The sequence below is a fragment of the Gammaproteobacteria bacterium genome (genome assembly GCA_024235095.1).
In the GTDB taxonomy this organism is placed as follows: Bacteria; Pseudomonadota; Gammaproteobacteria; order Competibacterales; family Competibacteraceae; genus UBA2383.
In genome coordinates this window covers 2,229,290-2,255,925 of sequence record JACKNC010000001.1, presented here as the reverse complement: position 1 = coordinate 2,255,925, position 26,636 = coordinate 2,229,290, and the positions used below count along the sequence as shown (strand labels likewise).

Annotated in this window: 28 protein-coding genes and 2 pseudogenes; 16 read left to right on the top strand and 14 right to left on the bottom strand. The window is 56.3% G+C overall.

Translation table 11 applies throughout. The annotated features are described in order from the left end of the window. Positions 1-11: 11 nt before the first annotated feature. The 9 genes and pseudogenes from H6973_10025 to H6973_09985 all read right to left on the bottom strand — a co-directional run bounded on the left by H6973_10025 (position 12) and on the right by H6973_09985 (position 9,594). Positions 12-1,186 (bottom strand): annotated as a pseudogene (locus tag H6973_10025) (IS630 family transposase). Between the two features lie 91 nt (positions 1,187-1,277). After that, positions 1,278-1,664 (bottom strand): annotated as a pseudogene (cmr4, locus tag H6973_10020) (type III-B CRISPR module RAMP protein Cmr4). A 20-nt stretch (positions 1,665-1,684) separates the two neighbouring features. Then, positions 1,685-2,845, bottom strand: coding sequence for a hypothetical protein (locus H6973_10015; protein ID MCP5125951.1), 1,161 nt, complete (start codon positions 2,843-2,845; stop codon positions 1,685-1,687). Continuing rightward, positions 2,842-4,746 (bottom strand): type III-B CRISPR-associated protein Cas10/Cmr2, encoded by a 1,905-nt coding sequence (gene cas10 / locus H6973_10010; GenBank protein ID MCP5125950.1) that lies wholly within the window; start codon positions 4,744-4,746, stop codon positions 2,842-2,844. The genes H6973_10015 and cas10 overlap by 4 nt, the downstream gene beginning before the upstream one ends. Then, positions 4,743-5,726, bottom strand: coding sequence for a type III-B CRISPR module RAMP protein Cmr1 (gene cmr1 / locus H6973_10005; GenBank protein MCP5125949.1), 984 nt, complete (start codon positions 5,724-5,726; stop codon positions 4,743-4,745). Before cmr1 ends, cas10 begins: the two co-directional genes overlap by 4 nt. 55 nt (positions 5,727-5,781) lie before the next feature. Further along, complete coding sequence (gene csx16, locus H6973_10000) at positions 5,782-6,081, bottom strand: CRISPR-associated protein Csx16 (protein ID MCP5125948.1); 300 nt, start codon at positions 6,079-6,081, stop codon at positions 5,782-5,784. A 5-nt stretch (positions 6,082-6,086) separates the two neighbouring features. After that, a complete protein-coding gene (locus H6973_09995) occupies positions 6,087-7,253 on the bottom strand; it encodes a TIGR02221 family CRISPR-associated protein (GenBank protein MCP5125947.1) in 1,167 nt (388 codons plus the stop codon). Between the two features lie 73 nt (positions 7,254-7,326). Further along, the gene (locus tag H6973_09990) at positions 7,327-8,484 is read right to left on the bottom strand and encodes a TIGR02584 family CRISPR-associated protein (protein ID MCP5125946.1); all 1,158 of its coding nucleotides are present in this window, start codon (positions 8,482-8,484) and stop codon (positions 7,327-7,329) included. Positions 8,485-8,913: 429 nt separating this feature from the next. After that, entirely contained in the window at positions 8,914-9,594 is a 681-nt protein-coding gene (locus H6973_09985) for an SOS response-associated peptidase (GenBank protein ID MCP5125945.1), read from the bottom strand. 276 nt (positions 9,595-9,870) lie between these two features. Between H6973_09985 and H6973_09980 the strand changes: the two genes are divergently transcribed. Beyond that, a complete protein-coding gene (locus H6973_09980; protein ID MCP5125944.1) occupies positions 9,871-10,032 on the top strand; it encodes a transposase in 162 nt (53 codons plus the stop codon). A gap of 138 nt (positions 10,033-10,170) precedes the next feature. Here the strand turns inward: H6973_09980 and H6973_09975 are convergent, their stop codons facing one another. Continuing rightward, positions 10,171-10,332, bottom strand: a complete 162-nt coding sequence (locus H6973_09975) for a hypothetical protein (GenBank protein MCP5125943.1) — start codon at positions 10,330-10,332, stop codon at positions 10,171-10,173. Between the two features lie 228 nt (positions 10,333-10,560). On the opposite strand from H6973_09975, the gene gatC reads away from it, so the two are divergent. From gatC to H6973_09955, 4 genes are all read left to right on the top strand, one after another. Continuing rightward, on the top strand, positions 10,561-10,854 hold the full coding sequence (gatC, locus tag H6973_09970) for an Asp-tRNA(Asn)/Glu-tRNA(Gln) amidotransferase subunit GatC (protein ID MCP5125942.1): 294 nt from the start codon (positions 10,561-10,563) through the stop codon (positions 10,852-10,854). 20 nt (positions 10,855-10,874) lie between these two features. Beyond that, positions 10,875-12,326 carry an Asp-tRNA(Asn)/Glu-tRNA(Gln) amidotransferase subunit GatA gene (gene gatA / locus H6973_09965; protein ID MCP5125941.1) on the top strand — a complete coding sequence of 484 codons (1,452 nt, stop codon included), beginning with the start codon at positions 10,875-10,877 and terminating at the stop codon, positions 12,324-12,326. Positions 12,327-12,338: 12 nt separating this feature from the next. Beyond that, positions 12,339-13,775 (top strand): Asp-tRNA(Asn)/Glu-tRNA(Gln) amidotransferase subunit GatB, encoded by a 1,437-nt coding sequence (gene gatB, locus H6973_09960; GenBank protein MCP5125940.1) that lies wholly within the window; start codon positions 12,339-12,341, stop codon positions 13,773-13,775. 78 nt (positions 13,776-13,853) lie between these two features. Beyond that, positions 13,854-15,257 (top strand): FAD-binding oxidoreductase, encoded by a 1,404-nt coding sequence (locus H6973_09955; protein ID MCP5125939.1) that lies wholly within the window; start codon positions 13,854-13,856, stop codon positions 15,255-15,257. 171 nt (positions 15,258-15,428) lie between these two features. Here H6973_09955 and H6973_09950 read toward each other — a convergent pair whose 3' ends face one another. Then, entirely contained in the window at positions 15,429-15,899 is a 471-nt protein-coding gene (locus H6973_09950; protein MCP5125938.1) for a YbhB/YbcL family Raf kinase inhibitor-like protein, read from the bottom strand. Positions 15,900-15,941: 42 nt separating this feature from the next. Here H6973_09950 and H6973_09945 point away from each other — a divergent pair, with 42 nt between their 5' ends. The 8 genes from H6973_09945 (at position 15,942) to H6973_09910 (ending at position 23,709) form a co-directional block, all read left to right on the top strand. Next, positions 15,942-16,385 carry a low molecular weight phosphatase family protein gene (locus H6973_09945; protein MCP5125937.1) on the top strand — a complete coding sequence of 148 codons (444 nt, stop codon included), beginning with the start codon at positions 15,942-15,944 and terminating at the stop codon, positions 16,383-16,385. A gap of 67 nt (positions 16,386-16,452) precedes the next feature. Further along, a complete protein-coding gene (locus H6973_09940; GenBank protein ID MCP5125936.1) occupies positions 16,453-16,830 on the top strand; it encodes a cupin domain-containing protein in 378 nt (125 codons plus the stop codon). 128 nt (positions 16,831-16,958) lie between these two features. Further along, on the top strand, positions 16,959-18,176 hold the full coding sequence (locus H6973_09935; GenBank protein ID MCP5125935.1) for a M23 family metallopeptidase: 1,218 nt from the start codon (positions 16,959-16,961) through the stop codon (positions 18,174-18,176). 238 nt (positions 18,177-18,414) lie between these two features. Continuing rightward, a complete protein-coding gene (locus H6973_09930; GenBank protein ID MCP5125934.1) occupies positions 18,415-20,232 on the top strand; it encodes an NAD(P)H-dependent oxidoreductase subunit E in 1,818 nt (605 codons plus the stop codon). Next, positions 20,229-20,969, top strand: a complete 741-nt coding sequence (locus H6973_09925; GenBank protein ID MCP5125933.1) for a (2Fe-2S)-binding protein — start codon at positions 20,229-20,231, stop codon at positions 20,967-20,969. Before H6973_09930 ends, H6973_09925 begins: the two co-directional genes overlap by 4 nt. Further along, positions 20,965-21,504, top strand: a complete 540-nt coding sequence (locus tag H6973_09920) for an NADP oxidoreductase (GenBank protein ID MCP5125932.1) — start codon at positions 20,965-20,967, stop codon at positions 21,502-21,504. The genes H6973_09925 and H6973_09920 overlap by 5 nt, the downstream gene beginning before the upstream one ends. 208 nt (positions 21,505-21,712) lie before the next feature. Further along, positions 21,713-22,321: a hypothetical protein gene (locus H6973_09915; protein MCP5125931.1), complete on the top strand. Its 609-nt coding sequence runs from the start codon at positions 21,713-21,715 to the stop codon at positions 22,319-22,321. A 227-nt stretch (positions 22,322-22,548) separates the two neighbouring features. Beyond that, positions 22,549-23,709, top strand: coding sequence for a putative C-S lyase (locus H6973_09910; GenBank protein MCP5125930.1), 1,161 nt, complete (start codon positions 22,549-22,551; stop codon positions 23,707-23,709). On the opposite strand, the gene H6973_09905 is transcribed toward H6973_09910, so the two are convergent. Genes H6973_09905 through cysE form a run of 3 tightly spaced genes read right to left on the bottom strand, consistent with a single transcriptional unit; the run spans position 23,699 to position 25,318 of the window. Beyond that, positions 23,699-24,022 carry an iron-sulfur cluster assembly accessory protein gene (locus H6973_09905; protein MCP5125929.1) on the bottom strand — a complete coding sequence of 108 codons (324 nt, stop codon included), beginning with the start codon at positions 24,020-24,022 and terminating at the stop codon, positions 23,699-23,701. The two genes, H6973_09910 and H6973_09905, sit on opposite strands and share 11 nt — an antisense overlap. A 30-nt stretch (positions 24,023-24,052) precedes the next feature. Beyond that, positions 24,053-24,472 carry an iron-sulfur cluster assembly scaffold protein gene (locus H6973_09900; GenBank protein MCP5125928.1) on the bottom strand — a complete coding sequence of 140 codons (420 nt, stop codon included), beginning with the start codon at positions 24,470-24,472 and terminating at the stop codon, positions 24,053-24,055. A 9-nt stretch (positions 24,473-24,481) separates the two neighbouring features. Next, positions 24,482-25,318, bottom strand: coding sequence for a serine O-acetyltransferase (cysE, locus tag H6973_09895; protein ID MCP5125927.1), 837 nt, complete (start codon positions 25,316-25,318; stop codon positions 24,482-24,484). Between the two features lie 247 nt (positions 25,319-25,565). On the opposite strand from cysE, the gene rpsF reads away from it, so the two are divergent. Genes rpsF through H6973_09880 form a run of 3 tightly spaced genes read left to right on the top strand, consistent with a single transcriptional unit; the run spans position 25,566 to position 26,634 of the window. Continuing rightward, positions 25,566-26,030 (top strand): 30S ribosomal protein S6, encoded by a 465-nt coding sequence (gene rpsF, locus H6973_09890; protein ID MCP5125926.1) that lies wholly within the window; start codon positions 25,566-25,568, stop codon positions 26,028-26,030. Positions 26,031-26,063: 33 nt separating this feature from the next. After that, the gene (gene priB / locus H6973_09885) at positions 26,064-26,405 is read left to right on the top strand and encodes a primosomal replication protein N (protein MCP5125925.1); all 342 of its coding nucleotides are present in this window, start codon (positions 26,064-26,066) and stop codon (positions 26,403-26,405) included. 4 nt (positions 26,406-26,409) lie between these two features. Further along, positions 26,410-26,634: a 30S ribosomal protein S18 gene (locus H6973_09880; GenBank protein MCP5125924.1), complete on the top strand. Its 225-nt coding sequence runs from the start codon at positions 26,410-26,412 to the stop codon at positions 26,632-26,634. Positions 26,635-26,636 lie beyond the last annotated feature (2 nt).

Here is a 26,636-nt window from a genome sequence, read left to right as displayed (position 1 = left end):
GAGGTTAGCGCCTAGTGGGCTGACACAGAAGTTTTGACAGGTTCAGAGGTTTCTAGGTCCACCGGGGTTTCAGAAGATTTCAAGGGAGGATAGAGGCGCTTGAGTTTGACCCGGGCCAAGTCGGTGCCGAACTGCCAGTGGATTTTGGTCTGACGTAGGTTGCGTGGGCCTTGCCAAGCGGCGATTTCCTTCCGCAAAGTTTCGAGGTTCGCAATGCGGCGATTCAAACACTGGCCGGCGAGAACAGCGAACTCACATTCCGCCATATTGAGCCAACTGCCATGCTTGGGGGTGTAATGAAATTCGAGCTTGCGGGTGATCCGGCGGGCTTCCTCTGGAGAAAAGACACTATACAAGGCCGCAGGAGTGTGGGTATTGAGGTTATCCACGACCAACCGGATTCGCTCCGCCTTCGGAAAGTACACATCAACGAGTTGCTGCATTTGCTGGGCAAAATCGCGTTTGGTGCGCTGTTTCGTGACATTAACATGACGCCACCCGCGCAAGGGTTGTACGAATAGAAATAAATTGGCGGTGCCTTCGCGTTTGTATTCACAGTCATAGCGCGCCGGTTGACCCGGGCGGGCGGGTTGAGGACAGCGGGTTTCGCTGGTCAATTGCACCGGACTTTCATCGAAGCACACTTGGGGGTATTGAGGATCATCGGGTTCGGCGTACAGGTCCAACACATCCTCCATATGCCAAACATAATCGGGACTGACACTGGGAATACACCATTCTTGACGTTGCCAGGGTTTGAGGTCGTTTTTTTAAGGATGCGCCGCACACTCTCACGGGAAATGGCTTCGATGGGCCGGAGTTCCATGAAGCGGTCCGCTAACAATTGGAGAGTCCACTGACAACGGCCAGCGGGCGGGGTACTACAGGCCAAGGCGACCAGAAAGGCGGCCTGTTTGCCGGTCAAGGCCGGGGGCAAACCGACTCGTGGCCGCTCGCTTAACGCCGCCAGCAACCCTTCGTCGACAAACCGTTGACGGGTACGATGAACGGTCGAAATCCCCAAGTGAAGGCTTTGGGCAATGGCCTCATCCGTCGCCCCTTCCGCAGCCTGCAGCAACACATGGGCACGGGCAACCTTGCGCGCCGCTGCCTTGCCTTTATGAATGACCTTCAGCAGGTCTTCCCGCTCCTCTTCAGTTAGATCAACCAGATACTTGTGGGCCATGGTGATTCCTCCTGTTGATCTCAACCATAGGGCACCCACCGCTACCTGTCAAAACTTCTGTGTCAGCCCACTAGTTCGGATCCGTCACTTCAGGGACTGCAAAGGCGGTATTCCCTAATCCCAGGCGCTCCATATCGGTCTGAAAGCGTTTTAACAGGGCTGGACAGGTCACCCACTTGAAATGACTGGTCAATGAGCGCACCGGCAGCAACAATAAACGGGCGTCACTGACCAGCAGCGCGCCAGCATGGTCAGACGCATTCGCGGTTTCCGGCCCAAATACGGCGTTAAGCCACGGCGCTTTTTGCTCATCCGCCAGGGTGCGCAGCGCCCCTTTGACTGCGGAACCGAACACCACCGGCCAGTCGGTATGCGCCTCGCGCTGGATGGGCAGGTCAATCACCCCGGCCATTTGTCCCGCACCGGCATGGATGGAGGTTTCGGCCAACAAGCCGAGTAAAGCGGTATTGTTGTTCATTCTTCATCTCTCCAAAATTCTCAGGATTTCCAAGAGCCGATGGCCAACTCGCCCCGTCCCAGCGCGGTATCGTGACCAATGTGCTGACCGTGCAGCGCATCAATAGCGCCTTGGTAATTGCCCTGGACGGTGCAGAAGTACACGCTGCCCGCCGGAATCAGGCTTCTGACCGGACGCGGGCGTTGATGGAGCAAGTCCCAGCCTCCCTCGCGCACCGCCTTGCCCAACACGGCGCAATGCAGTACCAAATCAACGCCATTCAGTTGCCCGCGCCAGACCTTTACATCGCCTTGCATGTCCGGCTTGAAACCCGGGAGCAACCACTCATCACCGCCGAAATCGGCAGGCGTCAACAGCACCAGCAGCACGTTAGGGCCATTGGCTATTGGCGTCGCCAACCTTGGCGGCGCACTATCCACGGTTACGGCACTGGGTCGGCCTTCGCCCCCAAAGCGAATGATGCCGTGTTCTGGATGCTGCTCTGAGGGAATACCGCTTACTGTGACGCCAATACCGAGTCCGGGACGTGGTCGATGATGTCGAGTTTGGTACAGCAAGCCGTCGGCGACGGTGCGTTTGGCGTTGTTGCGGGCGATGCCCAGCCGGGGTTCTTCGTCATACAATGTGCTGGAGCGAATAATTTTTTCGGGGCACTGGCTGCATAGAACCTGTTGTAAATTAGCGCTATTCAGCCAGGCGTTTTCCAGGGGTTTTGCACCGGGCAGCGACTTTTCCAGCGTTGGCAGGCGTACCAGTTTTTTAGCCCTCACCCCTGGCCCCTCTCCCAGAGAGCGAGGGGAGTCCAGGCTCAAATCACATTCGACGGGAGCGCCCGGTTGCAGAAAAACGTATTCCGATCCTTTGGCTAACAGATGCAGTGGTGCGGGGTACAGTCGTTTTCCTTCCCACAACGGATAAGGTCCAGTGATTTTCAAATCGCCGAGATCGTCACACGCACCGATCCAGCGCTTTAATTCAGCATACTCACCGTCCCGTGCGAACCGTTCCCAATCCACACCCTGCGTTTCGCCGATCAGCGTGCGCACGGCCCCTGCCACAGCACGGGCGGGCGGAGGAAAGACGCTACTCAACTCGTTGCTTGTTGCGACGTTAAATGGCCGCGCCTCGCGGAAAAACCAGCTATCCAAAGACTCGAACCGCCATTCCTTGCCATTGTTCATGAGCGTTCCACTCCTTTATGCGCTAAAAATCGAATCAGTAGTGCGCCGTCTACTTCCAGCCGCTGGCTTGACGTAAACTTCTTGTTTTCATCCTGTTCTTCAGGATCGCGGGTCACTGGGCGGCACTGCTGCAACAGGGGACGTAAGATTTCCTCAGCATCCTTGATCTTGAGCTTAGGCTCACGACCCTCGTTGACCCCAGATGCCAGGTAATCCACTGCCAATAGGGATAACGCATCACTTTCGTTGAAGATGGCTGATTCTTCCGGTTGCCCGGATTTGCAACGCGGTGGATTGAGCAAATCGAAGCGCTCGCGGATTTTATAGAAGAACTTGCTGCTGAAACGGTCGGCTTCCTTGCCTTTGACGGTGGCATCGTCGCGGGCAAATTGTGCGGCTAACTGACTCAGTTTTACCTCCGCGCCGTCCAGCGCCCATTCCCACGGCATCGCCCATTCCAGCGCTTTACCGCCCGGTTTCCACACACGCACGGCAAGAGCGTCGCGCCCCCGCTCGTCTTTGGCGACTTCATCCAGCAGCTTGTGCGCATCGCCGAGAATTCGGGTCAGCGGCATCTTGACATGGGCGTATTCCACCGCCGCCGAGATCGTGGATTGCAAGCCTTGAGCGCCGAACGCATCGAGATAGACTTGGCGCACTGCCGCTGCGCATTGCAACGCATCCTCCAACGGCAACAGCGCCAGCACATCATCACCACCCGCGTAAATCAGAAAGCCGTTGTACCGGTCGACGATGTCGGGAACCGCACGGGTAAAATGCTCCAGCGCCTTTGGAATTTTCAGTTGGTGATCCTGATTGCGCAGCAGTGCGCCCAGACTGTCGCCATCCATCAACAAAATGGCGTAAAACGGCGTTGGCGATTCCTGACGTTGCAGGGCCTTAAGCGCTTTTTTCATCTCCCGCACGGCGGTTTGGTCAGGACATTCTTTTTTGTTATCGAGGACATGAGCGAACAGTGCGCTGCTGTTCAACCGCGTCAGGCCACTGCGCTCCCGGTAGGCGTCCTTGACGCAACGCAGCCGGTCAATACCACTGTCTCCCTCGGAAAACAAAGACTTGGCAGCCTCATGCAACCGTAGTAACGCGGCTTCCGACTCATGGCGGACGGCCTGCGCCAACCAAGGAGCCGCCGCCAGATCGAGCGTCGAAGGCGTGCGTGGATTCACCGACCAACCATGCAGCGTCCAGCCACCGGGCATTTTTGCCTCAACCTGCTCGAAATAATGAGGAAAGCGGCGCTTGACGAAGGCTATCGCGCATAACGCTTCATCGTCAGCGAAATCACGTCCGCAGTCCTGACGTAGCGGTTTCCAGAACGTCTCCAATGTCTTCGCCGGCAAACCGGACAACTCCTGCCAGCCGGCTATCACCGAACACTTGACGCCTGCCTCGGCGGGCGGGATCTGAGTTCGCCAGTTCTTGCGGCGATCCAGCAGCGAATCATCGTCACCGATGCACCAGGCGATTTCCCAAAAACCGTTAATCTGCCGGTCCCAGATCACCCGACTGTCGGGATAGCGCTCGCAATGTCGCTTTAAATCTTTTTCCCAGACTTTCTCGGCAACCGCCCGCCACGCCTTGCGCACCGCCTGTTCAACCAGCGCTGGCTGGAACTGATCATTCACAGTGACTTTAAAACGGTTGGGAATCCCACCTTGACGCGGGCGTTTGCCTTTTCTTTCACCCCGTAACCAGGCGAGATAGTCTTGGTCAGCGGTCGGAAAGACGATGGTTCTATCTTGAACGATCACCGTTTGCATGGCTGCGCCGGCCAGCCATGACAACAGGAACGAACCCGCCCAAAAATCGCGGGTGCGCCGGGCCTGGGCCACAAAGCCCTGCACGGGACCGAGCGTGAAGTGAAAAGTACGGTCGGTCATGGCTGGGCCTCTGCAGGCACAAAGCGAGCTACTTCACGGTAAAATCCCGCCAGATCCGCCGGTTGATGACGGGGTTCACAGTGAAATTCGGCAGGCAGATACAGCACGGCGGCCGTGAAACCGCCATCCGGGAGAGCATGAATATGAAAAAACAACGGACTGGCGCGGCGGCTTTCCAGATCAATCCCTTGTAGCGGCAACGGCAAACCGAAGGGAATTTTGGCCGCGCCGCGCAAAGCGCTCGGCTGGCCACGGTGGTTTTTGTACTGTAATCCGGCCTGGTTATGCGTTTCGCGCGCCTCGCGACCGTTTGCCAGAATGCCGAATTGGGCGTGGCGGTTGAAAGCAGTATAGGGTGGAAAGGCTTCAACCTCGGCGGCGGTCGTCAGAATGCGCCGGGCCGCTGCTTCATAGGCGGACTGATCCAGTCGTTCATCCTGATCGTTCAGTTTCAGCAGCGTCACCGAACCAAATCCGCGCCGCGCCCGACTCCCCAAGCCGCCAAAGAGGCTCCAGGTTCGCAAAGTTGCCGTTAGCGCATCGATGTCCGCTGGCGGCGTTCCCGGTTTGAAACGTAGCTCCAGGCAGAAATCGGTTCCTTCCTTTAAGCCTTCACGGTGCGGTTTATCGTTAGTCGCCATGAGTCCATAGCCCAGATAACCACTGCCGGTATTGTTTTGTGGCCAGACGGTTTCCAGGGCGATGCGCGCTTGGTGGCTGACCCGGAGTAAGAACCGCCCCTGTCCGGAACCCGGTTCATCGGCAGCGCTGCCAAACAAATAAGCCTCCTTTTGATGCAAATGTTTGAGGGCTACCGTCACAGTTCCGTCTTCCCGGAGAAAGCGCCCCCAGTTCAACGCGCGCCACCAGAAACGCAACGCGCCCTTGATCGAGGGCGGTCGCACACTATCCGCTTTTTGCTCCGCATTGCCGATAAACATCGGTGTCACGATGCGGTATGTTGCCGTCAATACACTCATAGCGATCCTCACGATTCAGAGGTCGATTGGAAAATGTCATAGAACTTTGAACTGCTTAATCCGTACTGGCCGGAATAACCTGATAAGCCTCCAGCCGCGCCCCAAACTGACGTAAATCAGCGACGGTTAATTCACGACCCCGCGCCTCTTCTGGTATCTCCATACTTAAATGCAGATAGCGTCCACCCCGCGCGCAAACTTGCGCGGCCAGGTGAATCGGCAGCGTCCCGATCACCGTATCGCCCGCCTGGATAATTTGCGGATCGAGATGGGCTGCCTGTATATCAACGATGAGTCCTTCCGTAGCGGCCCAATCCACTGCGCCAGGGTGGCGCGTTACAAAGTAGGTGGTCATGGGCTTTACTGCGGGCCGAGCAATTGCATGAAAAGACTTTTCAGGGTATTGCGTAAATTGGTAGGGCTGCTAATCGCCCATTCCGCATCCCGGTTGAAAGGACGCACTCCGTGGGCGAATGCATTGCGCATCCGCCCCAAGGTTTTGAAGCCCTCCCGTGTATCCCTTAGCTCGTTACGCAACGCATCGCGGCAGTCGAAATCACCAGCATCCTGACCGCGTTCAATGATCTCCTGGGAAATCACCGCTTCCAAACCGTAGATGGCGGCGCGCACATAATCACCACGCTCCAGGTACTCCCAAGCCAGGGTTTTCTCCCAATCAGGCCGACTGGGAAAACGAAACCAGCGGATACGCTGTTCTAACTGATCACGAAAAAGGAAGGTCGCCGGATCATGGTCTGGATAGCGATCATCGCGATTGATCCAGGCGGTAAGCGCTTCACGCGCCTTGACGGGGTTGCTGGTGCGCTCGAAGAAAGCGGCTTTTGCCAATTGCGCGCCGGCGGGTCCAAGTAATTCGGAAAATGCGCCATAGTCGCCATCCTTGTCGTAAGTATTCAGTGCATTTAACCAACGGGCGATGCGGAGCAAACCAGCGAGGTTATAGACCGGCGCCTCGCCGGAATCATGATCGTAAGCACCGTAATAGATACCTTCAACGGTCGCGTTACGCACGGCTTGCAAATGCATGGCGCTGAGCAGGGCCAACATGGGCAAATGTCGAAAACCGTGAGTCACATCGAGACTGACCTGATCGCCAGCGTTCACTTCCGCCGCCATCAGACGCAACAACTCCAGTTGCTCCGCTTCATTGCGGCAATAGGGAATCAAGACCAGGCGCACCTCGCAACCGAATTCCTTTTCCAGCAAGGGCATTAAGGGTTCCAATAATGCTTCCGTGACCGTTTTAGTCTCGGTTGCCTCCTGCAACGCCAGGCGTTCATCCTCCGCCACAACGCCAAAATTGATATCCCTTTCAAACAAGTGATCCCACATGCTGCCGGCCGTACCCAGAATCACCAGCCGATCCGGCGCCAGTCGCTGACGCAAGGTCCAGCCAATAAACGCCGTTGGTTCCGCCAATTGATCATCGAAGCTATAGCGGGTTGTCCGGTAACCGTTTTCACCCTTCGGGACCCGACCCAGGAAAGAAATCAGCGTATGCGCCATTCATATTCTCCGTAAGACGCCCGATCTTCAGTCGAGCCGGTTGTTGTAGCGATCGAGTCGAGTATGCAGGACATCAGAGCGATTCATCGCCGGTGACAAGCTTGTCATTCGCCATCGCGACAAAACAAATCTGTCCCGGTGGCAAGGTCAAGGCATAGCGCGATAAAGGACGCTGCTTATCGCTGTGAATGAAATAAGCGTGTGCGCCGGGTTTGCCCAGCGCCCGCACCAGTTTTCGATGCAGGTTCGTCAAACGGTTATCGAAGTAGCTGGGATCCATACCGTTACGTAGCGCTTGCGCTACACGCTCTATTTCCTGATCCAGATCGCCGCGCAACCCTTGGTATTCTTTGAGAAACTCAAGGGTATCCGCCGCACTGATTCGGCCACGGCAAACACCGGGTTGTCCCGCAAGGGACCGCCGCGCCAACCAGGCATAAAAAGCGAAATCCACGGGGGGCAATGTCAATGCCGTCTCGCCAAAGCGCACCTGACAGCGTGCCGGGTTTAATGTCAGATGAGGCGCGGCCAGATTACGTTGCGCCTGAGCCACCACCGCGCTGAAGCTGGCGCCGGGTTCCAGGAGATGCTCTTGCAAACCATCGCGCAACCGCACAAAGGGAATATCGGCCAAGGTAATTTCGGCGGAGTTGGCATCCAGCGGCCGTTGATCCGGCGGATTGGCAAAGATGACTTTTGGCGTGGGACTGGGGTAGAAAAAGTTGGCGTTGGTCTCAAAGGGACTCGAAACCAGGACATGGGAAAGGCGATCCTGGGACCGCCCAAACAGCGACAGGGCATAGCCGAGATAAAAGCCCATGGTCTTGCGTCCCCCGGCGATCGAGGCATGGACGGCGCTCTCCGGATCGGCGGTGAGTTCCCTGACTTGGGCAGTGATGGCGTCGGCAATCGCTTCATTATCGCTCACGCCGCGAATGTCGTTGAGCAACCGGCCTTCAGCGTCGCGTAGGATATGCAGATGATGATGCGTAAAGTCGATGTCCGGTAGGCCATAATCTCCGCGTAACCGATGGAACCAGCCCGGATCCTCACTAAGCAGCGTCAACCGCGCCCGTTCGGCGCCTTCGGCCGTGGTTAGCACATGGATTTCGGTCGGGATAAAACGCGGCTCACTGATCATCGTGAGCGCATAGACGGTTTCGGTTACGATCTGCGGCGACAGGCCGGTGACACATAACAAAATACGGCGGGGATAATCTTGCGGGTTCATAGCAGCGGACTCCTGATAACACGAGGATCAACCACCACTGTACCCGCGCTAACCGGAGAAATCAGGGGCGACAAGCTTGCCGCCTCCCACACTTAATAATCGGTCGATCGGGTAGCTGTAAAAGTCGACATTGGCTCCTGGCAGTCACGCCATCGGATCATTGCTGGAAGCGTACGGCCTGCCTCGCCTGGGAAGTGTGGGTGAATTTAGCATTTTCGTTCTCGGGTTTTCTTTGAGTATGGCAGACGAGAACGGAAAAGAGAAGACAATAACTTCATGATTAATAAAGTGTAATCATGTTAGAGCAAGAACCGCCTTATTCCGGGGTTTCGTGTAGCCTAACTCTTCAACATGCTTTCCGGGAAAGCGGTGCAAAGGCGTAACAGAATTGATTGCAGATGAGACGGTGATCCAGGGAGATCAGGCGGCTTACAGGTTCAAGCTGGCTCGCAGTGGCGCCATCAGTTCCGGCCCGTCGTGGCCGGGCGCGTTGACGGCGGTGCTCACTGGCCAGACGCGCAACCGCGCCGGGTGACAAGGACGGAGCAGCGGTTTCAGGACGGCAGGATCGGTGAGCGCTGGATCCAGCCAGCGGGCTTCGTCCTCGGGAGCGAGAATTACCGGCATCCGGTCATGAATCGGGGCAATCAGAGCATTGGCCGCAGTGACCAGAATCGTGCAGGACTCCACCAACTGCCCCTCCCGTTCCCAGTGTTCCCATAAACCGGCAAAGGTCAGGAGCTGGCCATCGGTCGGGGCAATACAGTACGGCTGTTTGCGCGAACCCTCTTTACGCCATTCATAGAACCCATCGGCGGGGATCAGACAGCGCCGTTGCCGAAACGCCTGGCGATAGGTCAGCTTCTCGGCCACGGTCTCGGCGCGGGCATTGATGGTGCTGTACGCCGTGCGCGGTTCTGGCGACCAGGCTGGCACCAAGCCCCAGCGCAAGGCCACGGCTTCCCGCTGCCCCGATTCGGCCATACGGATGGCCAGGATGGACTGGCTTGGCGCGAGATTATAGCGCGGCGTCCGGGCCGGGATCGCCGGCAGATGGAACCGTTCGGCCAGCCGGTCGCTGGACGAGGATTGGATAAACCGGCCACACATGCAGGACACGCCATTTTTGACGGAGATTGGAAGAAGTTGACGAAGTGTAGCAAAGGCTCAGTGGCGCTGCATCCAAACCCGCCCTGACGACGTAATACCGTTTACCGATAGATTCTGAATCTTTCTTTCCCTGGGTAACCCTAGCGGCCCCTCCATTTTTCGAGTTAAACCTAACGGTAATTGGTATAAATACTCCTGTAGTCTGGCAACCTGTTTAGCCTGCACTCCAAGGTACGCGGTGCGTACCCTACATCGACTTATCCGAACAATTTAAATGTGGTTCAATTCGATAATGGGCGATTTCATTTAGCGAAAAAAATTGAGATTCCTAAAAATATTATTCTTATCTTTCAGCTGCCCTATAGTCCGGAACTCAATCCTATTGAGAGAGCTTGGCAATTTTTTAAAGAAAAACTGAGTTGGTTCAAAAAGTATTGATGATCTGCGCCGCGAGGTTGATAAGATCATTCAGTCTATTACTCAAAATGAACTCGCCTCCCTGACAGGCTATAATTTTACTCTTAATGCCATTAAATAACAGAATCTTTCAGTAAATGGTATTAGTAAAGGAATAACTCACGTTAAATACTGCAATAAATCCGCCTGCATCGCCCCGACAACGACGAAGGCGCGATCCTGCGCCGCGCCGAGCAGATCGTCCCACTGCTGGGTAGGCAGGTTGAGCTTATGGCGGAAGAAGGCCAGCACCTCGGCAAAGGGCAAGCTACCGTAGTTCACCGCCATCGCTATGGTTAACCCTTACCACCTATCAGTTCCTCATCGCGGACAGATCGATAGCTTGCAGCTCGTAACTCGTAGCCTGGATGAAGCGAAGCGGAATCCAGGCTACAACATCTACTGATGCGGAACTGATAGGTGGTGAGATGATTAACCTTCCACATGGCGCGATAGTCCTGATTATGATAGGGTTGCGCGTCCGAATCCATTGCTAAGGAGAAAATGCGCATGACGCCTTTGGGAACTGCCGAAGTTGCTAAAATCGCGCATCTGGCGCGACTGGCCATTCATGAAGAAAATGCACCCGCCTATGCCCGCAACCTGTCGGCTATTCTGGAACTGGTAGAGCAAATGAACGCCGTGGATACAACCGGCGTCACGCCCATGGCCCATCCGCTGGACGACATGGCGCAACGTCTGCGCGCCGATGAAGTCAACGAAGTCAATCAGCGCGAACATTTCCAGTCCATCGCTCCCTTGACCGAGGCCGGGTTGTATCTGGTGCCGAAGGTTATTGAATAACTATTTTGCTATCCGCCGCTATGCACGACAAAACGATTGCCCAACTCAGCGCCAGTCTCGCCGCCGGCGAATTCAGCAGTGAAGAATTGACCCGCGCTTTACTGGAGCGCATCGAGCGATTCAATCCGCAACTCAACGCCTTTATCACCCTGACCGCTGAATCCGCACTGGATCAGGCGCGCGCTGCTGACGAACGCCGGCAACGGGGCGAGGCCGGACCCTTAACCGGCGTTCCCATCGCGCAGAAGGACATTTTCTGCACCGACGGCGTTCGCACTTCCTGCGGTTCCCGGATGCTGGACAACTTTATCGCACCGTATAACGCCACTGTCGTTGAAAAGCTGAACGCCGCGGGCGCAGTGATGCTCGGCAAGACTAACATGGACGAATTCGCCATGGGTTCGTCCAATGAGACCAGCTTCTACGGCCCGGTGCGCAATCCCTGGGATCTGGATGCGGTGCCCGGCGGCTCCTCCGGGGGTTCCGCCGCCGCGGTGGCGGCGCGTTTAACGCCGGGCGCAACAGGTACGGACACAGGCGGCTCGATTCGCCAGCCCGCCGCGTTGTGTGGCATTACCGGTCTTAAACCGACCTATGGCCGGGTGTCGCGCTGGGGCATGATTGCCTATGCTTCCAGTCTCGATCAGGGCGGACCCATGGCGCGCACTGCTGAAGATTGCGCGTTGTTGTTGGGCGCGATGGCGGGGTTCGATCCCCGCGATTCCACCAGCGTCGACCGCCCTGTCCCAGACTACGCCGCCGCTCTCGACCCGCCTTTGGCGGGACTGAAAATCGGTCTGCCCAAAGAATATTTCGGTGAGGGACTGGACAACGCGGTCGCGCAAGTCGTTGAAGCAGCGATTGCCGAATACCGGAAACTGGGCGCGGAAACGATAGAGATCAGCCTGCCGAACAGTCAGTTGGCGATCCCTGCCTATTACGTGGTCGCCCCGGCTGAATGCTCCTCTAATCTGGCGCGGTTTGACGGGGTGCGCTACGGTCATCGTTGCAAAAATCCCAAGGACCTTTTGGATTTGTACACCCGTTCGCGCGGCGAAGGCTTCGGCCCTGAAGTCACGCGCCGGATTCTAGTGGGGACTTTCGCGCTCTCCGCCGGCTATTACGATGCCTACTATCTGAAAGCGCAGCAGATTCGCCGCTTGATCAGTGATGACTTCCGGCGGGCGTTTGAACAGGTCGACGTGATTATGGGACCGACTTCGCCGACCGTGGCGTTCAATCTCGGCGAGAAGGCGGATGATCCAATCACTATGTATCTGTCAGATATTTACACGATTGCCGTAAATCTGGCTGGATTGCCGGGGTTATCGCTGCCAGTAGGTTTTATCGGCGCGCGTCCGGTTGGCCTGCAAGTGATTGGTCGCTACTTCGCCGAGGACCGACTACTGAACATTGCGCATCGCTATCAGCAGGTGACCGATTGGCACGCACGCACTCCAGCGGGTTTTTAAAGGGTCAACGATATGGAATGGGAAACCGTGATTGGGCTGGAAATCCATGCCCAACTTGCTACCAAAAGCAAAATCTTCTCCAGCGCTGCAACGGCTTATGGCGCAGAACCAAATACGCAAGCCTGCGCGATTGATCTCGGGATGCCAGGCGTGTTGCCGGTTCTGAATTGGGAAGCGGTGCGCATGGCGGCCATGTTCGGGTTGGCGATCGGTGCGGAAGTCGCCCGCCGGTCGATCTTCGCTCGCAAGAATTATTTCTATCCTGATTTGCCCAAGGGTTATCAGATCAGCCAGTATGAATTACCAGTGGTGCAGAAAGGCCAACTGGTCATCGACCTGGAAGAGGGCGTCAGCAAGGTCATCGGCGTCACGCGCGCGCATCTGGAAGAGGACGCCGGCAAGTCGCTGCACGAAGACTTCCACGGCCAGTCCGGGATTGACCTGAACCGCGCCGGGACGCCGTTGCTGGAAATCGTTTCCGAGCCGGATTTGCGTTCGGCGAAGGAAGCCGTAGCCTACATGAAGAAGCTGCATCAGTTGGTGGTCTATCTGGGTATCTGCGACGGCAATATGCAGGAAGGCTCGTTCCGTTGCGACGCGAATGTTTCGGTGCGACCTAAGGGCGATCCCAAGTTCGGCACCCGCGCCGAGATCAAGAATCTGAATTCGTTTCGTTTTGTGGAACGAGCGATTGAATTCGAGATCGAGCGGCAGATTGATCTGATCGAATCCGGCGGCAAGGTCGTGCAGGAAACCCGGCTGTATGATCCAGACCAGGGCGAAACCCGCTCCATGCGCAGCAAGGAGGAAGCGAATGACTACCGTTATTTTCCCGACCCCGATCTGTTGCCGCTGGCGCTGGACGAGGCGTTTATCGATGTTGCTCGCGCCGACTTGCCGGAACTGCCGGATGTCAAAAAACAGCGGTTCATGGAGCAGTATGGCTTATCGGCGTATGACGCTGCTGTATTGACCGTGAGTCGTGAATTGGCGGGTTATTACGAAGCGACGGTCGCGGCTTTGGGCGGTGAGCCGAAACTGTGCGCCAATTGGGTCATGGGCGATTTTTCGGCGTTCCTGAACAAGGAGAACCGGGAGATTGCCGACAGTCCGGTCAACGCCGCGCAATTGGCGGGCTTACTGCGCCGGATCCAGGACCGCACCATCTCCGGCAAGATCGCTAAAGAAGTCTTCGAAGCGATGTGGGCTGGCGAGAGCGATGCGGACGCGGTCATTGAAAAACGCGGTCTGCGGCAGATTACCGACACATCGGCGATTGAAAAAGTGATTGATGATGTGATTGCCGCGAATCCGGATCAGCTCGCTCAGTACCGCGCCGGCAAGGACAAGCTGTTTGGCTTCTTCGTCGGCCAGGTAATGAAGCTGTCCAAGGGCAAAGCCAATCCGCAGCAGGTGAACGAATTGTTGATGGAGAAGCTGAAGGGTTAAATTTTAACGGATTCAAACAGAGCCATTTTGGCTGGGATTGGTCAATTCAGTACTTTTACCTCGGAGCGCCAACCGCCGATGACCTTGCATGACCCGAATGCCGCCGCCCTGCTGGACGGCCTGCAAACCCTCATCGAACCTGCTTATGTGCGCAGCGATCCCGACTGTTGCCTGAACTATGGTCGCGACTGGACGCGACTGCACACGCCCAATCCGCTGGCCATAGTTTTGCCGGGAACGATTGAAGAGGCGCAAGCGCTGGTCCGTTACGCTAATGCGCATCAACTGGCGCTGGTTCCATCCGGAGGACGCACTGGCCTGAGCGGCGGAGCCGTCGCCTGCCAGGGGGAAATCGTGATTTCGATGGAGCGCATGAACCGGATTCTCAACTTCGACCCCACCGACCGCAGCGTGACCTGCGAAGCTGGAGTGATCACCGAGGTTCTGCAAAACTTTGCTCGTGAACATGGTTTGTACTATCCGGTCGATTTCGCATCGCGCGGCTCCAGCCAGATTGGCGGCAACATCGCCACCAACGCTGGCGGCATCAAGGTGATTCGCTATGGCTTGACCCGCGACTGGGTCACCGGACTGAAAGTCGTCACGGGGCGCGGCGACTTGCTGGACCTCAATCGGGGCTTGATTAAAAACGCCAGCGGTTACGACCTGCGGCATCTGTTCATCGGCAGCGAAGGCACCCTGGGCCTCATCGTCGAGGCGACGCTAAAACTGACCCGCTCTCTGCGCGAACCAAGCGTGATGGTGCTGGGTGTGCCGAATCTGGACAGCATCATGTCGCTGTATCACATCTTTCGCAACAAGTTGGAGTTGAGCGCTTTCGAATTCTTCTCGGAAAAGGCGTTACGCCACGTGCTAGCCCGGGGTCTGCACCGGCCTTTCGAGGCGCAGACGGACTATTATGTGCTCATTGAATTTGAGAACGCAGACGGATTACAGACGGACACGGCCTTAAATCTGTTTGAACATTGCGCCGAGCAAGGCTGGTTGACCGATGGCGTGATTAGCCAGAGTGAAGCACAGGCCCAGGAGTTGTGGCGACTGCGCGAAGATATCAGCGAATCCATCGCGGGTTATCAACCCTATAAAAATGACATCGCCCTGCGTATTTCGCGCGTACCCGTTTTTCTGAGTGAGGCTGACGCCCTGTTAACTCGGGAATACCCGGATTTCGAGGTGCTCTGGTATGGCCATATTGGCGACGGCAACGTACACATCAACATTCTCAAACCCGCTGATCTGGACGCGGCGGCGTTTGCGAAAAAATGCGGGAATGTCAGCGAGCATCTCTTCACGGTGTTGCAACAACATGGCGGCAGCATTTCTGCCGAACATGGGGTCGGTCTGCTGAAAAAGCCTTATCTGCGCTATACCCGGGATGAAACTGAAATCGGTTACCTGCGGGCGATCAAGCAAGTATTTGATCCGAATGGAATTATGAATCCAGGGAAGATTTTTGATTAGGAAAGGCCATTGCACCGCGAATTCTGTTCAAAATCAGTGACTGGCGTAATACTGGGCGGCGGTACGCCTAACCTTGGCGGATGCGAGTGCATTCCGGGTGGCCCGGTGGGCGGCATCGCCAATAAGGGCCATGCCGACGGGTGAGGCTCGGTCGGTTTTCGGAACAGCATCTTATTTCTGATAGGTTCCGATCAACACCGCTTGCGCGAGGAGATGCCCCTGCATCGCGGCTTCTACTTGGGCCTTAGTGGGTTTACTCAGGCCTGCCAAATGGGTATCCAGCGCATAGAGTTTATGGAAATAGCGGTGACGACCGATGGGCGGGCAAGGTCCGCCATATCCAGTGTGTTTCCAGTCGTTCAGACCTTCCTCCGTCCCCAGGGGTAACTGGGCGGTGGCGATGCCTTCGGTCAATCCGGACGCTTCGGGCGGCAGGTTGTACAGCACCCAATGCACCCAGGTCATTTTCGGGGCCTTTGGGTCGGGCGCATCGGGATCATCCACGATCAAAACCAGACTGCGGGTCTTTTCGGGAAGGCCCGTCCATTGCAAGGGTGGCGAAATATCTTGGCCTTGACAGGTATACTGAGCGGGAATGGTCTGGCCTTCGGCAAAGGCCGGAGAAATGAGCGTCAGCGTCATGGTGATGTTCCCCTGGAGGCTAAAAACCAATGAGGTCGATGTGTGTTGATGCGCAAGGTGCTCTTTCTTTGCACCGGCAACTATTATCGTAGCCGGTTCTGTGAAGCCTATTTCAACCATTTGGCCATGCAACGCGCGCTTACCTGGCGAGCGGATTCGCGGGGGTTGGCGCCGGACATTACGGTATTTCGCAATCCGGGGCCGCTGTCGCCGCATACCCATCAGGCATTGACCGCCCTGGGGGTGGCGTTGGAGTCCGCGTTGCGCCCTCCGTTGTCTGCGCAATCGGAGGATTTCGCTCAGGCGCAGCGGATCATTGCGTTGAGTCGCCAGGAGCATGCGCCGATGGTGACTGAACGCTTTCCGACCTATGCGTCGATTATTGAATACTGGGAAGTGGGCGATTTACCGTGGACCTTACCCGCTGAGGCGGTGGCTTGCATGACCGAGACGGTGCAGGATTTGGTCGCGGCGCTGCGTTCGTAGGAGTTGTGGCCGCTGATTCCGTTGTGGGGTGGATCGGACCAGTAATTTTCTTTTGGGCATTATCCGTATGAAGTCCCTGATACCCTGGATTCATCACAGTCCGGCTGCCGAGTATTACTTTGCAGAGGGGTGTTTCATCACCGAGTGGTGGAATGCGCCTACAGATAATGCGGTCTCGGTGGCGCGCGCGCGGGTGGAAGCGGGCATGACTACGCGCTGGCATCGCCTGCGGAGCGTCACCGAACGCTACCTGATTCTGGAAGGACAGGGACAGGTTGAAGTGGGTGACTTACCGCCGGAAGCCGTGGAACCAGGAGCGGTGGTGGTGATTCCGCCGGAAACTCGTCAACGCCTCACTAATATTGGTGCTGTCGATCTGATTTTTCTGGCGATCTGTACCCCGCGTTTTACTCCTGCGTGTTATGAAGACCTTGAGCCGGACTGAGGTTTCCCGGAGCGCGCAACTCAAAATGACGAAAGCACGCCAGATGCTCGGCGGCCTGTTCTTCGGGCCGGATCACCTACAAACATTTAAGCAGACATTCGGATCGATTGAAAATCGGGGAGCACTCCATGCAAACATCGGACAAGAACTTACTGACCCTGGCTTTATGTTTACTGCTCGGGTGGGGTTTAATCGGGGGCGTCGCCTCGGGTACCGAAATCGCTGCGCGAACGCCACCGGTTGAACCGGTTTTCACGCCGATTCTCACGCGGGTGTTAGCCGAGCCGCAGGCGGTTCTCGGCTCGGATCGGCGCTGGCATCTGGTCTATGAGCTGGAGTTACGCAACACCACGGCAGGCCCGGCGGTGCTGGAGCAGGTCGAGGTGCGCGATGCCGAGCGCCTGGTGGTCCTGGAAGCCTTTTCCGGGGAACGCCTCACCGAGCAATTTCAGATCGCCGGTCAGCGCGTCACCACCGCCCTGCTGGAAGCCGCTCAGTTTGGCATCCTGTACCTGCATTTGAGCTTTCCAGATCGTGAATCCGTGCCTGGCGCCCTGGAACACTGGGTCACCGCCCAGTTGACAGCCGTGCCTCCTGGGCAGGAACGGAGCCTTTCCAGGGGGGAGCCGAGCGAGGTCGGATCATCGCCGACGGTAGTGCTGGGGCCGCCGCTCCAGGGCGCGGGTTACATCGCCGCAGATGGCTGTTGTGCTTCGACGCGCCATCTGCGCGCTCTGTTGCCCTTGAATGGCGAGTACCGACTCAGTCAGCGCTTCGCCATCGACTGGGAAAAACTGGACAGACTGAATCGCATTTACGAGGGACCACGCGATGACCCGCACAGTTATTTCATCTACGGGCAGCCGGTTCTGGCGGTCGCCCCAGCGCGCGTAGCGGTGGCGGTGGATGGTCTTCTGGAAGCGACGCCGGGCGCGTTTCCCGAGAACCTCCCCTTAGCCGAGGCCGATGGTAACCACATCATCCTTGATCTTGGTCGAGGCGCTTATGTGCTGTACGCCCATTTACAGCCGGGTAGCGTTCAAGTTCGCGCCGGGGATCGAGTGCAGCGCGGTCAGGTACTGGGTCGGGTCGGAAACTCCGGCAACTCCATTGCCCCCCATTTGCATTTGCAGGTCATGGATGCGCCCTCCGGCCTGGTGGCCAATGGACTGCCCTATGTGTTCAGCCGCTTCCGAATCACTGGCGTAGATGAGGCCGGCACGGCGGATTTCGATCATGCGGAGGAAACCGGCCAGCCTGCGATGATCGTACCGGTCCAGCCTCCGAGTCGACACATCCGCGAGCTACCCCTGGACCTGACCGTGATCGATTGGTTAAATCTGTAGACGTGGCTATGCGCATACAGATCCTCCTGATAACGTTCAAGACAATCTTCAACCGCGCAGGCGCGAATGGTTTGAAATTAACTGAACAGGCGTCAAGTCAATATTGGTAAAAAAGGGCTTTTATTATGCGATTGCGGTATCCTTGATAACACCCAGGTTCAAAGCCTGTCCGATAAAATCATGCGCCATCCGCACACCCCGACGCCGGCGGATCGGCGTTTAAATAATGGAGGTGGCCATGGCGGAATCCAGTACGCTGACCGGGGCGATTCGCGACATCGTCCAGCGCCACGGCGGCATGCCGACCCGGTTGCTGCAAATTCTGCGCGACATACAAGATCGTTTAACCTGGCTGTCACCCGAAACCCTGGAGGGAGTTGCCGAGGAACTCGGTATTTCACCCGACAAGGTGCGCAGCGTGGCCGAATTCTATTCCTTCCTCTACACGGCTCCACGTGGGCGCTACGACATTTTGTTCAGCGACAACATTACTGACCGGATGCTGGGCAACCGTGAACTGTTACATTATCTGTGCGAACGGTTGAAAGTTGGCGTTAACGAAACCCGAGCTGATAGCCTGGTCACGGTCGGCGCAACGTCCTGCACCGGTATGTGCGACCAGGGACCGGCGGCGCTGGTCAATGGCTATACGCTGACCCACCTGGATAAACCTCGCCTGGATCGTATCGCTAATCTGGTCGAAAGCCGCATTCCGCTGACAGAATGGCCGCGCGAGTTTTTCGAGGTGTACAGCAACATTCGCCGCGCTGATATTCTGCTGGGCCGACACTTCGCCGATGGTTCAGCCCTGCGCGCGGCGCAGAAGCGGGGGCCGGACGCCATCATGGAGGAAATGGTCAAATCCGGCTTGCGCGGTCAGGGCGGCGCCGGTTTCGGTTCGGCGAACAAGTGGCTCTCCTGTCGCAATGCGCCGGGCGATATGAAATACGTGGTCTGCAACGCCGATGAAGGCGAACCCGGCACGTTCAAGGACCGGGTGTTGATGCAGGATTTCGCTGATCTCGTTTTCGAGGGCATGACCCTGTGTGGCCGAATCATCGGCGCGCGTCAGGGGTTTGTTTACCTGCGCGGCGAATATCGTTATCTATTGAACGCGCTCAAGGCTACCCTCCAGCAGCGCCGCGAGGCGGGATTGCTGGGCGAGGGGATTCTTGGCGACCCTTCCTTCAATTTCGATATTGAAATTCATCTCGGCGCAGGCGCTTATGTTTGTGGCGAAGAATCGGCGCTGATCGAGTCGCTGGAAGGTAAGCACGGCGTGCCGCGTATCCGTCCGCCCTTTCCAACAACACATGGCTATTTGAATAAACCCACGGTGGTCAACAATGTCGAAACCTTTGCGACCGCCGCGAAAATTGCGGTCGATGGCGGTGACTGGTTCGCCAGTCGCGGCACCGCCCATTCCAAGGGCACCAAGCTGTTGAGCGTTAGCGGTGACTGCGAGCGACCGGGTATCTACGAATATCCCTTCGGTGTTACCGTCAGACGAGTGCTGGAAGACTGCGGAGCGCATGACGCACAGGGTATTCAGATGGCTGGTCCGGCCGGGCACATGATTTCCGAGAAGCAATTTGATCGACGCATCTGCTTTGAGGATCTGGCGACCGGCGGGTCATTCATGGTCTTTGATCAGAAACGGGATATCCTGGACGGGGTGCGTAATTTCGCCCATTTCTTTGTTCATGAAAGCTGCGGATTCTGCACGCCATGTCGAGTCGGCACATCATTGATGCGCGATCTGGTCGAAAAAGTCCATACCGGTCACGGCACGTTGTATGATCTGGAAGAAATGCGCAAACTGGGGCGGATCATGCAGGTTAGTTGCCATTGTGGGTTGGGCCAGACCGCGCCCAATCCGGTGCTGGACAGCCTGGAGCAGTTCACGGAAGCCTACGAACGACGCCTGCGTTCTACCGCCTATGAGCCAGCTTTCAATTTGAATGCGGCATTGGAAGAGGCCCGCCAGTTGACCGGTCGGCATGATCCGGGTGCATACCTAAACGAAGAAGATTTACTGGTAGGGGTGATGCCATGAGCGAAGAACACAGCTTTACCCTAGACGGGCGGCGCATTCCCTTTCAGGACGGTCAGACGGTCATGCAAGCCGCGCTGGAGGCTGGCGTCTATATTCCGCACCTGTGTTTTAACCCGGAATTTACCCCGCATGGCAGTTGCCGGGTTTGTCTGGTCAAGGTCAACAACCGCATGCAGGCGGCCTGCACTACGCCAGCGGCGGACGGGCAGACCGTGCAAAGCGAGACCGATGAAGTGCGGGACATTCGGCGCGGCATTTTGCAAATGCTGTTCGTCGAAGGTAATCATGTCTGTCCGGCCTGCGAGAAAAGCGGGGCGTGCCAATTGCAGGCGGTCGCCTACTACGTCGGGATGCTGGCGCCACACTTCAAGCATTTCTACCCGCGCCGGCCAGTGGATGCCTCGCATCCCGAGGCGGTGATCGACTTTAACCGCTGCATTCTCTGTGAACTCTGCGTCCGGGCCAGCCGGGATGTGGATGGTAAAAATATCTTCGCGGTCGAAGGGCGCGGCATCCAGGCTCACCTAGTGGTCAACACCCCTTCCGGACAATTGGGCGCAACAAATTTCAGCATTCACGACAAAGCGGCTCAAGTCTGTCCCACCGGCTCGATTCTGACCAAGCATCAGGGTTATAATATTCCGATTGGGCAACGGCTTTATGATCGCAAGCCGATCAACGTCGTCGGCGATGTGGCGCAGTTGTCGGAAAGTTTGGGAGGGCGCCGCCATGATTGAAGCCAAACTGAAAATTGCGACCTGTTCGCTAGCCGGATGTTTTGGTTGTCACATGTCGTTGCTCGATCTGGACGAGCGGTTGTTTGATCTGGCCGAACGTGTGGAGCTGGATCGCAGTCCTCTGACCGATATCAAGGAACTAGGGGATTGCGATGTTGGCTTGATTGAGGGCGGGGTGTGCAACGCGGAAAATGTTCACACTCTTATCGAGTTTCGTTCGCGTTGCAAAATTCTGGTGGCGATCGGCGCCTGCGCGCTGAATGGCGGCGTTCCGGCTATGCGCAATCAATATGATCTCAAGGAATGCCTGGACGAGTCCTACGTGCGCGGGATTGGCTTGGTCAATGCGCAAATTCCCAGCGATCCGGAAATTCCACTGTTGCTGAATAAAGTGCATCCGATCCATGAAGTGGTAAAGATTGACTACTCTCTGCCCGGTTGCCCACCATCGGCGGACACCATCTGGACCTTTATTAACGAATTACTGTCGGGACAACCCATTGCGTTGTCCTACCGGCAGGTTCATTACGATTAGGTGATGTCTCTAAATAAGCATTCATCTCCCCCCTTTGCTGAAGGGGGCCGGGGAGGATTTCGCACGGGCGACGAGGCCAAAATCCCCCCTCACCCCCTTTGCTAAAGGGGGGAACTGAACGGTTGCTCTTTAAACTCCCTCCTGTTTTTGGAGGGAAAGAACCCTGTTTCCGTTCTTGATGCCTGGAACCTCTATAAATGGACTAACCATGTCATACAGCGATTTTAGCATTAAAAAAACCCAGGATGACTTTGGGTTAGAGATAGTCGAAGGTTTAGGTATTTTTTCAAACATTGAAAGTTCTCAAATCAGTGACTATTTCTCTAAAACTCTTGAAGAAAATCTGCCATTAGCTGTTGCTATAAATACAGAAAAGGCGAAATCTGAGCTAATTGTTTCAGATGTACTAATTGAAGTAAGAAAAAAATTTAATCGAAAGATCAGTTTTTTCTCGGGAATAGAATTTAATATTGATAAAGATAGAGGCTTGAATGGTTATTGTGATTTCATAGTTAGCTTATCTCCAGAGCAGCTATTTATAAAATCGCCAGTGATTGCTCTTGTAGAGGCAAAGAATGAAAACATTATGAGTGGATTGGGTCAATGCATTGCTGAAATGGTAGCCGCTAAAATATTTAATGGAAAAGAAGGTAACAATATACCCATAACCTATGGTGCGGTTACAACTGGAATATTTTGGAAATTCCTAAAATTAGCAGATAATACTGTTTACATTGATCTTAAAGATTATAGCATTGAGGATAATCCAGGCAGAGTTATCGGGATATTGTCATCAATGATGGAGCAAAAAGCTTGACAGGCGCGCCCAGCATGAATATCTCCAGTCGGGTTGTTCCGCAAGCCCCCTCGAAGAACCAGAAGTTTTTTATAAAATATATATAAATCAACTTTTTGATAAATATTTAACGATTTTAGCTATTAGCGGGACAATAGCAGGGGGATGGTCGATGTCGGACAGGACGCTGGCGCTGGCGATCCCGGCAGGCGGGCTACGCCGATGACCTCCGTACGGGATCGATGATGATGCATCACAATTTTGACCAGTCGCCTTGCCGGCAAGGAACTGACAGCCTGAAATGGCAGCGTTACGGCGATGCCTTGCCACTGTGGGTCGCCGACATGGATTTTCCCGCTCCCGAATCGGTGTTAGCAGCGTTGCGCGAACGAGTCGCGCACGGCGTGTTCGGTTACGGAGCGCCGCCGGAGGCATTGACCGAAACCCTGTGCGCACGGATGGCCGATCTCTATCAGTGGACGGTTACCCCCGAGCAAATCATCTATTTGCCGGGGCTAGTGTGCGGCTTGAACGTGGTATGCCGGGCGGTTGGCGAACCGGGCGATGAAGTGCTGGTGCAAACCCCGGTCTATCCACCGTTCCTGGCCGCGCCAGGCTATCAGGAGCGACGGCTGGTCACCGCCGAATTAACTTTGGAAACCGACGGCAAGCGGCTTTACTACACCTTTGACGACACCGTGCTTGCTGCGGCGATTAGCGCACACACCCGGCTGTTCATCCTCTGCCATCCGCATAACCCGGTCGGACGGGCGTTCAATAATGAAGAACTGACCCGGCTGGCGGATCTTTGCGAACACCACGATCTGACCGTCTGCTCGGACGAGATTCACTGCGATCTGCTGCTGGACGGGCGGCGGCATACGCCACTGGCGACGTTGAGTCCGGAAATTGCCCGCCGCTGCATTACGCTAATGGCGCCCAGCAAGACCTTCAATATTCCAGGACTGGGCGCCAGTTTTGCCATTATCCAGAATCCGCAACTCAGACAGCGTTTCAAACAGGCGCTGCGCGGCATCGTTCCAGATGTGAATATTCTTGGCTTGACCGCGGCGCTGGCTGCCTATCAACACGGCGGTGACTGGTTGCGGGAACTGTTGCTGTATCTGACTGCTAACCGGGATTATCTGGCGGATACCGTGATTCGCGCTCTGCCTGGCATCCAGGCGACCGTTCCAGAAGCGACCTATCTGGCCTGGCTGGATTGCCGGGATGCAGGTATTCCCGGCAATCCTCAGCGCTTCTTTCTTGAACAGGCCGGCGTGGCCCTAAACGATGGCGCAACCTTTGGGCCGGGCGGCGAAGGATTTGTGCGAGTGAATTTCGCTTGCCCCCGCGCCCGGCTAGCCGAGGGCCTGGAGCGGATGCGGGGAGTGTTGCTTAAACGCTGAAGCTCTCGCCGCAGCCACAGGCATCCTTGACGTTGGGATTGTTGAAGCGGAAGCCTTCATTGAGTCCTGACTTGGCGTAATCCACCTCCATGCCATCCAGATACGGCAGATTCCTGGCGCTCACCACGACCTTGACGCCTTGCGACTCGAAGACCTGATCATCAGGATCAATCTGTTCAGCCAGTTGCACAACATACATATAGCCGGAACAACCGGTGTTGCGCACGCCCAGCCGCAAACCTTCCGCCTGTTCCTTCTTAGCCAGATAGGCGCGGGCGCGGTCAGCCGCTTTTTCAGTCAAGGTAATCGCCATGTCATACACTCCTTTGGAAAAGGTCGAGTTCTAGGGTTCTCTATTTGAAGAAACAGGAAGGGCGGCAAAGTTCCGCCTTGCTGCATAATTATGCAGCGCAACTTTCAATGCAGTTTCAGTGAGCGCCGCGCAATGCAATTTCTCCGGCGGCGCCGCCAGTTGTTCGATCAGTTGATGATGCCGAAATTGTGCAGCCTCCATCAATGTTTGCCCGATGAGGGTCTCGGCCAGCAGCGAACCGCAAGCGATCATCCAGCCGCAACCATAGGTTTTAAACCGAACCGCATTGATGACGCCTTGCTCATCGATCCGCAAATGCAGTTGCAGGATTTCTCCGCCGACCGGACTGTCAACGCACGCCGCCGCTACATCCGGTTGTTGAGAATCGAAACTGCCGACATGACAGGGATGTTTAAAGTGTTCCCAGGCCGCCAAGCTTAATTCGCGCATGAGTGTAGATCAAACCGATGTTTCGGTATTCGGGTCTTCTTGACGAGCTGCATCTGGGCGGTTTTGCTTGGCCCAACCCTCCTGACTGGCAGCCGAATGTAACTCGCAACCTTGCAAATCGGGCAGGCACAGTTCGCCCGGTTCAATCCCGGCTTTCTGAAGCGCCCGGCACAACTGGCGAACCGTGCGGTCGAGACTGTGGATATGGTCCAGCATCTGATTAATGGCGTGGGCCTCGGGATCAGGCAGGTCGGGCGTAGCGCCGTAGGCGTCGAATCCCAGTTTGCGGGCGATTTCCCGGCGCACACTCTCGGTGGAACTGGAACTGCCGGCTTCCACGACCCGGCCCGGCACGCCGACCACCGTGGCGCCAGGGGGGACTTCCTTGATCACGACCGAATTTGAACCGATGCGCGCATGATCGCCGACCTTGAAAGGCCCCAGCACCTTCGCTCCAGCGCCAATCACGACATTATTGCCCAAAGTCGGATGACGCTTGCCCTGGTTCCAACTGGTGCCGCCCAGGGTGACCCCTTGGTAAAGGGTGCAATCGTCGCCGATCTCGGCGGTTTCGCCAATGACGATGCCCATGCCGTGGTCGATGAAGAAGCGCCGGCCAATTGCAGCCCCTGGGTGGATTTCAATGCCGGTCAGAAACCGGGTTGTGGAAGACAGGAAACGCGCCAGCCATTTCAGGCCCAGTTTCCACAGGGCGTGATTGATCCGGTGCAACAGGACGGCGTGAATGCCAGGATACGCCGTGAGAATTTCAAAGACGCTGCGCGCCGCCGGGTCACGATCGAACACACAGGTAATGTCTTCACGCAGACGTTGCCAAACCGCCATAGCCTTTCAGTCCAGGTTATTGTCGCAAGATCGCCGCTCGTTCAAGGTCTGGCGGCAGGGGCGAAAGAGTATAGCGCAACCTGACGTTTCGCTCTCCTTTAGGCAAACTGGCGTTGAATCGGCGCTGAGGAATCGTTGCGCATCTCGGGTTTTGTCTCTAAGATACCTTCCCCCTGCGACCCACCCGGGCCGCGACTCCTTGCCTCACCCTTTTACGGGAGGCTGTCCTGATCCGTAAGGAGCCAGTATGCGACATTACGAAATCGTGTTCATGGTCCATCCTGACCAGAGTGAACAAGTTCCCGCCATGATTGAGCGTTATCGCACCTTGATAGCCGAAGATGGCGGTCAGATTCATCGTCTCGAAGACTGGGGTCGGCGCCAGTTGGCCTATCCCATTAATAAAATTCACAAGGCGCATTATGTGTTGATGAACATCGAATGCAGCCAAACGGTGCTCGATGAGATCCAGAGAGCGTTTCGCTTCAACGACGCCGTGATTCGCAATCTCATTATCCAGCGGGATAGCCCAGAGACCGAACCCTCGCCGCTGGTCAAATCGCGCGACGAACGCGCCGAGCGTGACGATCGGGATGATGTCGATGACCAGGAAGAGGATCACGATGATCGGGAAGACCGTGAAGATCGGGGCGATGATGCCGATCATGGGGCGTCCGATGACGAGATTGATGCGGACGACGAGACTCCCTGATCTACGTTGACGGCACATTTGACTACATCGGTCATGAGCGCGGTTGCTCCCGCCGACAATTGGTTGACCATTGCCGGTCAGGCGGTCGGAGCGGGCGAAGTACGCGCTTCGCCCGCTGGCGTATTGATTGGCCGCTTTTTGCTGGACCATCACTCTGGACAAATCGAAGCGGGCTTTCCACGCGAGGCGCGTTGCCGAATTCCGGTGATCGCTTGTGGCGAGTCACTGGCTGACGCGGCGCGGCGACTATTGCCAGGCATGCCCGTGCGCGTGCAAGGCTTCATCAGTCGCGCCAACTCCCGCGAGGGCGAGTACCGCTTAGTGCTGCACGCCGCGCATATTGACGTTTTGAATACTGAATCATTCGAGGACTAATTCCATGTCGCGATTTTTCCGCCGTAAGAAATTTTGCCGTTTCACCGCCGAAGGCGTCAAGGAAATCGATTATAAGGACATTACTGTTCTGAAGAACTACATTACCGAGACCGGTAAGATTGTGCCTAGTCGGATCACCGGAACCAAGGCCCGTTACCAGCGGCAGTTGTCGGTAGCAATCAAGCGCGCCCGGTTCCTGGCTCTGTTGCCGTACTGCGACCGTCATTAAAA

Excerpts from the sequence above, each read along its gene's own strand:
- H6973_09985 (MCP5125945.1), bottom strand. The coding sequence starts at position 9,594 with ATGTGTGGCCGGTTTATCCAATCCTCGTCCAGCGACCGGCTGGCCGAA.
- H6973_09940 (MCP5125936.1), top strand. The coding sequence starts at position 16,453 with ATGAAGTCCCTGATACCCTGGATTCATCACAGTCCGGCTGCCGAGTAT.
- H6973_09915 (MCP5125931.1), top strand. The coding sequence starts at position 21,713 with ATGTCATACAGCGATTTTAGCATTAAAAAAACCCAGGATGACTTTGGG.
- cysE (MCP5125927.1), bottom strand. The coding sequence starts at position 25,318 with ATGGCGGTTTGGCAACGTCTGCGTGAAGACATTACCTGTGTGTTCGAT.
- H6973_10015 (MCP5125951.1), bottom strand. The coding sequence starts at position 2,845 with ATGAACAATGGCAAGGAATGGCGGTTCGAGTCTTTGGATAGCTGGTTT.
- gatB (MCP5125940.1), top strand. The coding sequence starts at position 12,339 with ATGGAATGGGAAACCGTGATTGGGCTGGAAATCCATGCCCAACTTGCT.
- H6973_09950 (MCP5125938.1), bottom strand. The coding sequence starts at position 15,899 with ATGACGCTGACGCTCATTTCTCCGGCCTTTGCCGAAGGCCAGACCATT.
- rpsF (MCP5125926.1), top strand. The coding sequence starts at position 25,566 with ATGCGACATTACGAAATCGTGTTCATGGTCCATCCTGACCAGAGTGAA.
- H6973_09880 (MCP5125924.1), top strand. The coding sequence starts at position 26,410 with ATGTCGCGATTTTTCCGCCGTAAGAAATTTTGCCGTTTCACCGCCGAA.
- csx16 (MCP5125948.1), bottom strand. The coding sequence starts at position 6,081 with ATGACCACCTACTTTGTAACGCGCCACCCTGGCGCAGTGGATTGGGCC.
- H6973_09905 (MCP5125929.1), bottom strand. The coding sequence starts at position 24,022 with ATGGCGATTACCTTGACTGAAAAAGCGGCTGACCGCGCCCGCGCCTAT.
- cas10 (MCP5125950.1), bottom strand. The coding sequence starts at position 4,746 with ATGACCGACCGTACTTTTCACTTCACGCTCGGTCCCGTGCAGGGCTTT.
- H6973_09900 (MCP5125928.1), bottom strand. The coding sequence starts at position 24,472 with ATGCGCGAATTAAGCTTGGCGGCCTGGGAACACTTTAAACATCCCTGT.
- gatA (MCP5125941.1), top strand. The coding sequence starts at position 10,875 with ATGCACGACAAAACGATTGCCCAACTCAGCGCCAGTCTCGCCGCCGGC.
- H6973_09935 (MCP5125935.1), top strand. The coding sequence starts at position 16,959 with ATGCAAACATCGGACAAGAACTTACTGACCCTGGCTTTATGTTTACTG.
- cmr1 (MCP5125949.1), bottom strand. The coding sequence starts at position 5,726 with ATGAGTGTATTGACGGCAACATACCGCATCGTGACACCGATGTTTATC.
- H6973_09990 (MCP5125946.1), bottom strand. The coding sequence starts at position 8,484 with ATGAACCCGCAAGATTATCCCCGCCGTATTTTGTTATGTGTCACCGGC.
- H6973_09910 (MCP5125930.1), top strand. The coding sequence starts at position 22,549 with ATGCATCACAATTTTGACCAGTCGCCTTGCCGGCAAGGAACTGACAGC.
- H6973_09995 (MCP5125947.1), bottom strand. The coding sequence starts at position 7,253 with ATGGCGCATACGCTGATTTCTTTCCTGGGTCGGGTCCCGAAGGGTGAA.
- H6973_09925 (MCP5125933.1), top strand. The coding sequence starts at position 20,229 with ATGAGCGAAGAACACAGCTTTACCCTAGACGGGCGGCGCATTCCCTTT.
- gatC (MCP5125942.1), top strand. The coding sequence starts at position 10,561 with ATGACGCCTTTGGGAACTGCCGAAGTTGCTAAAATCGCGCATCTGGCG.
- priB (MCP5125925.1), top strand. The coding sequence starts at position 26,064 with ATGAGCGCGGTTGCTCCCGCCGACAATTGGTTGACCATTGCCGGTCAG.
- H6973_09930 (MCP5125934.1), top strand. The coding sequence starts at position 18,415 with ATGGCGGAATCCAGTACGCTGACCGGGGCGATTCGCGACATCGTCCAG.
- H6973_09955 (MCP5125939.1), top strand. The coding sequence starts at position 13,854 with ATGACCTTGCATGACCCGAATGCCGCCGCCCTGCTGGACGGCCTGCAA.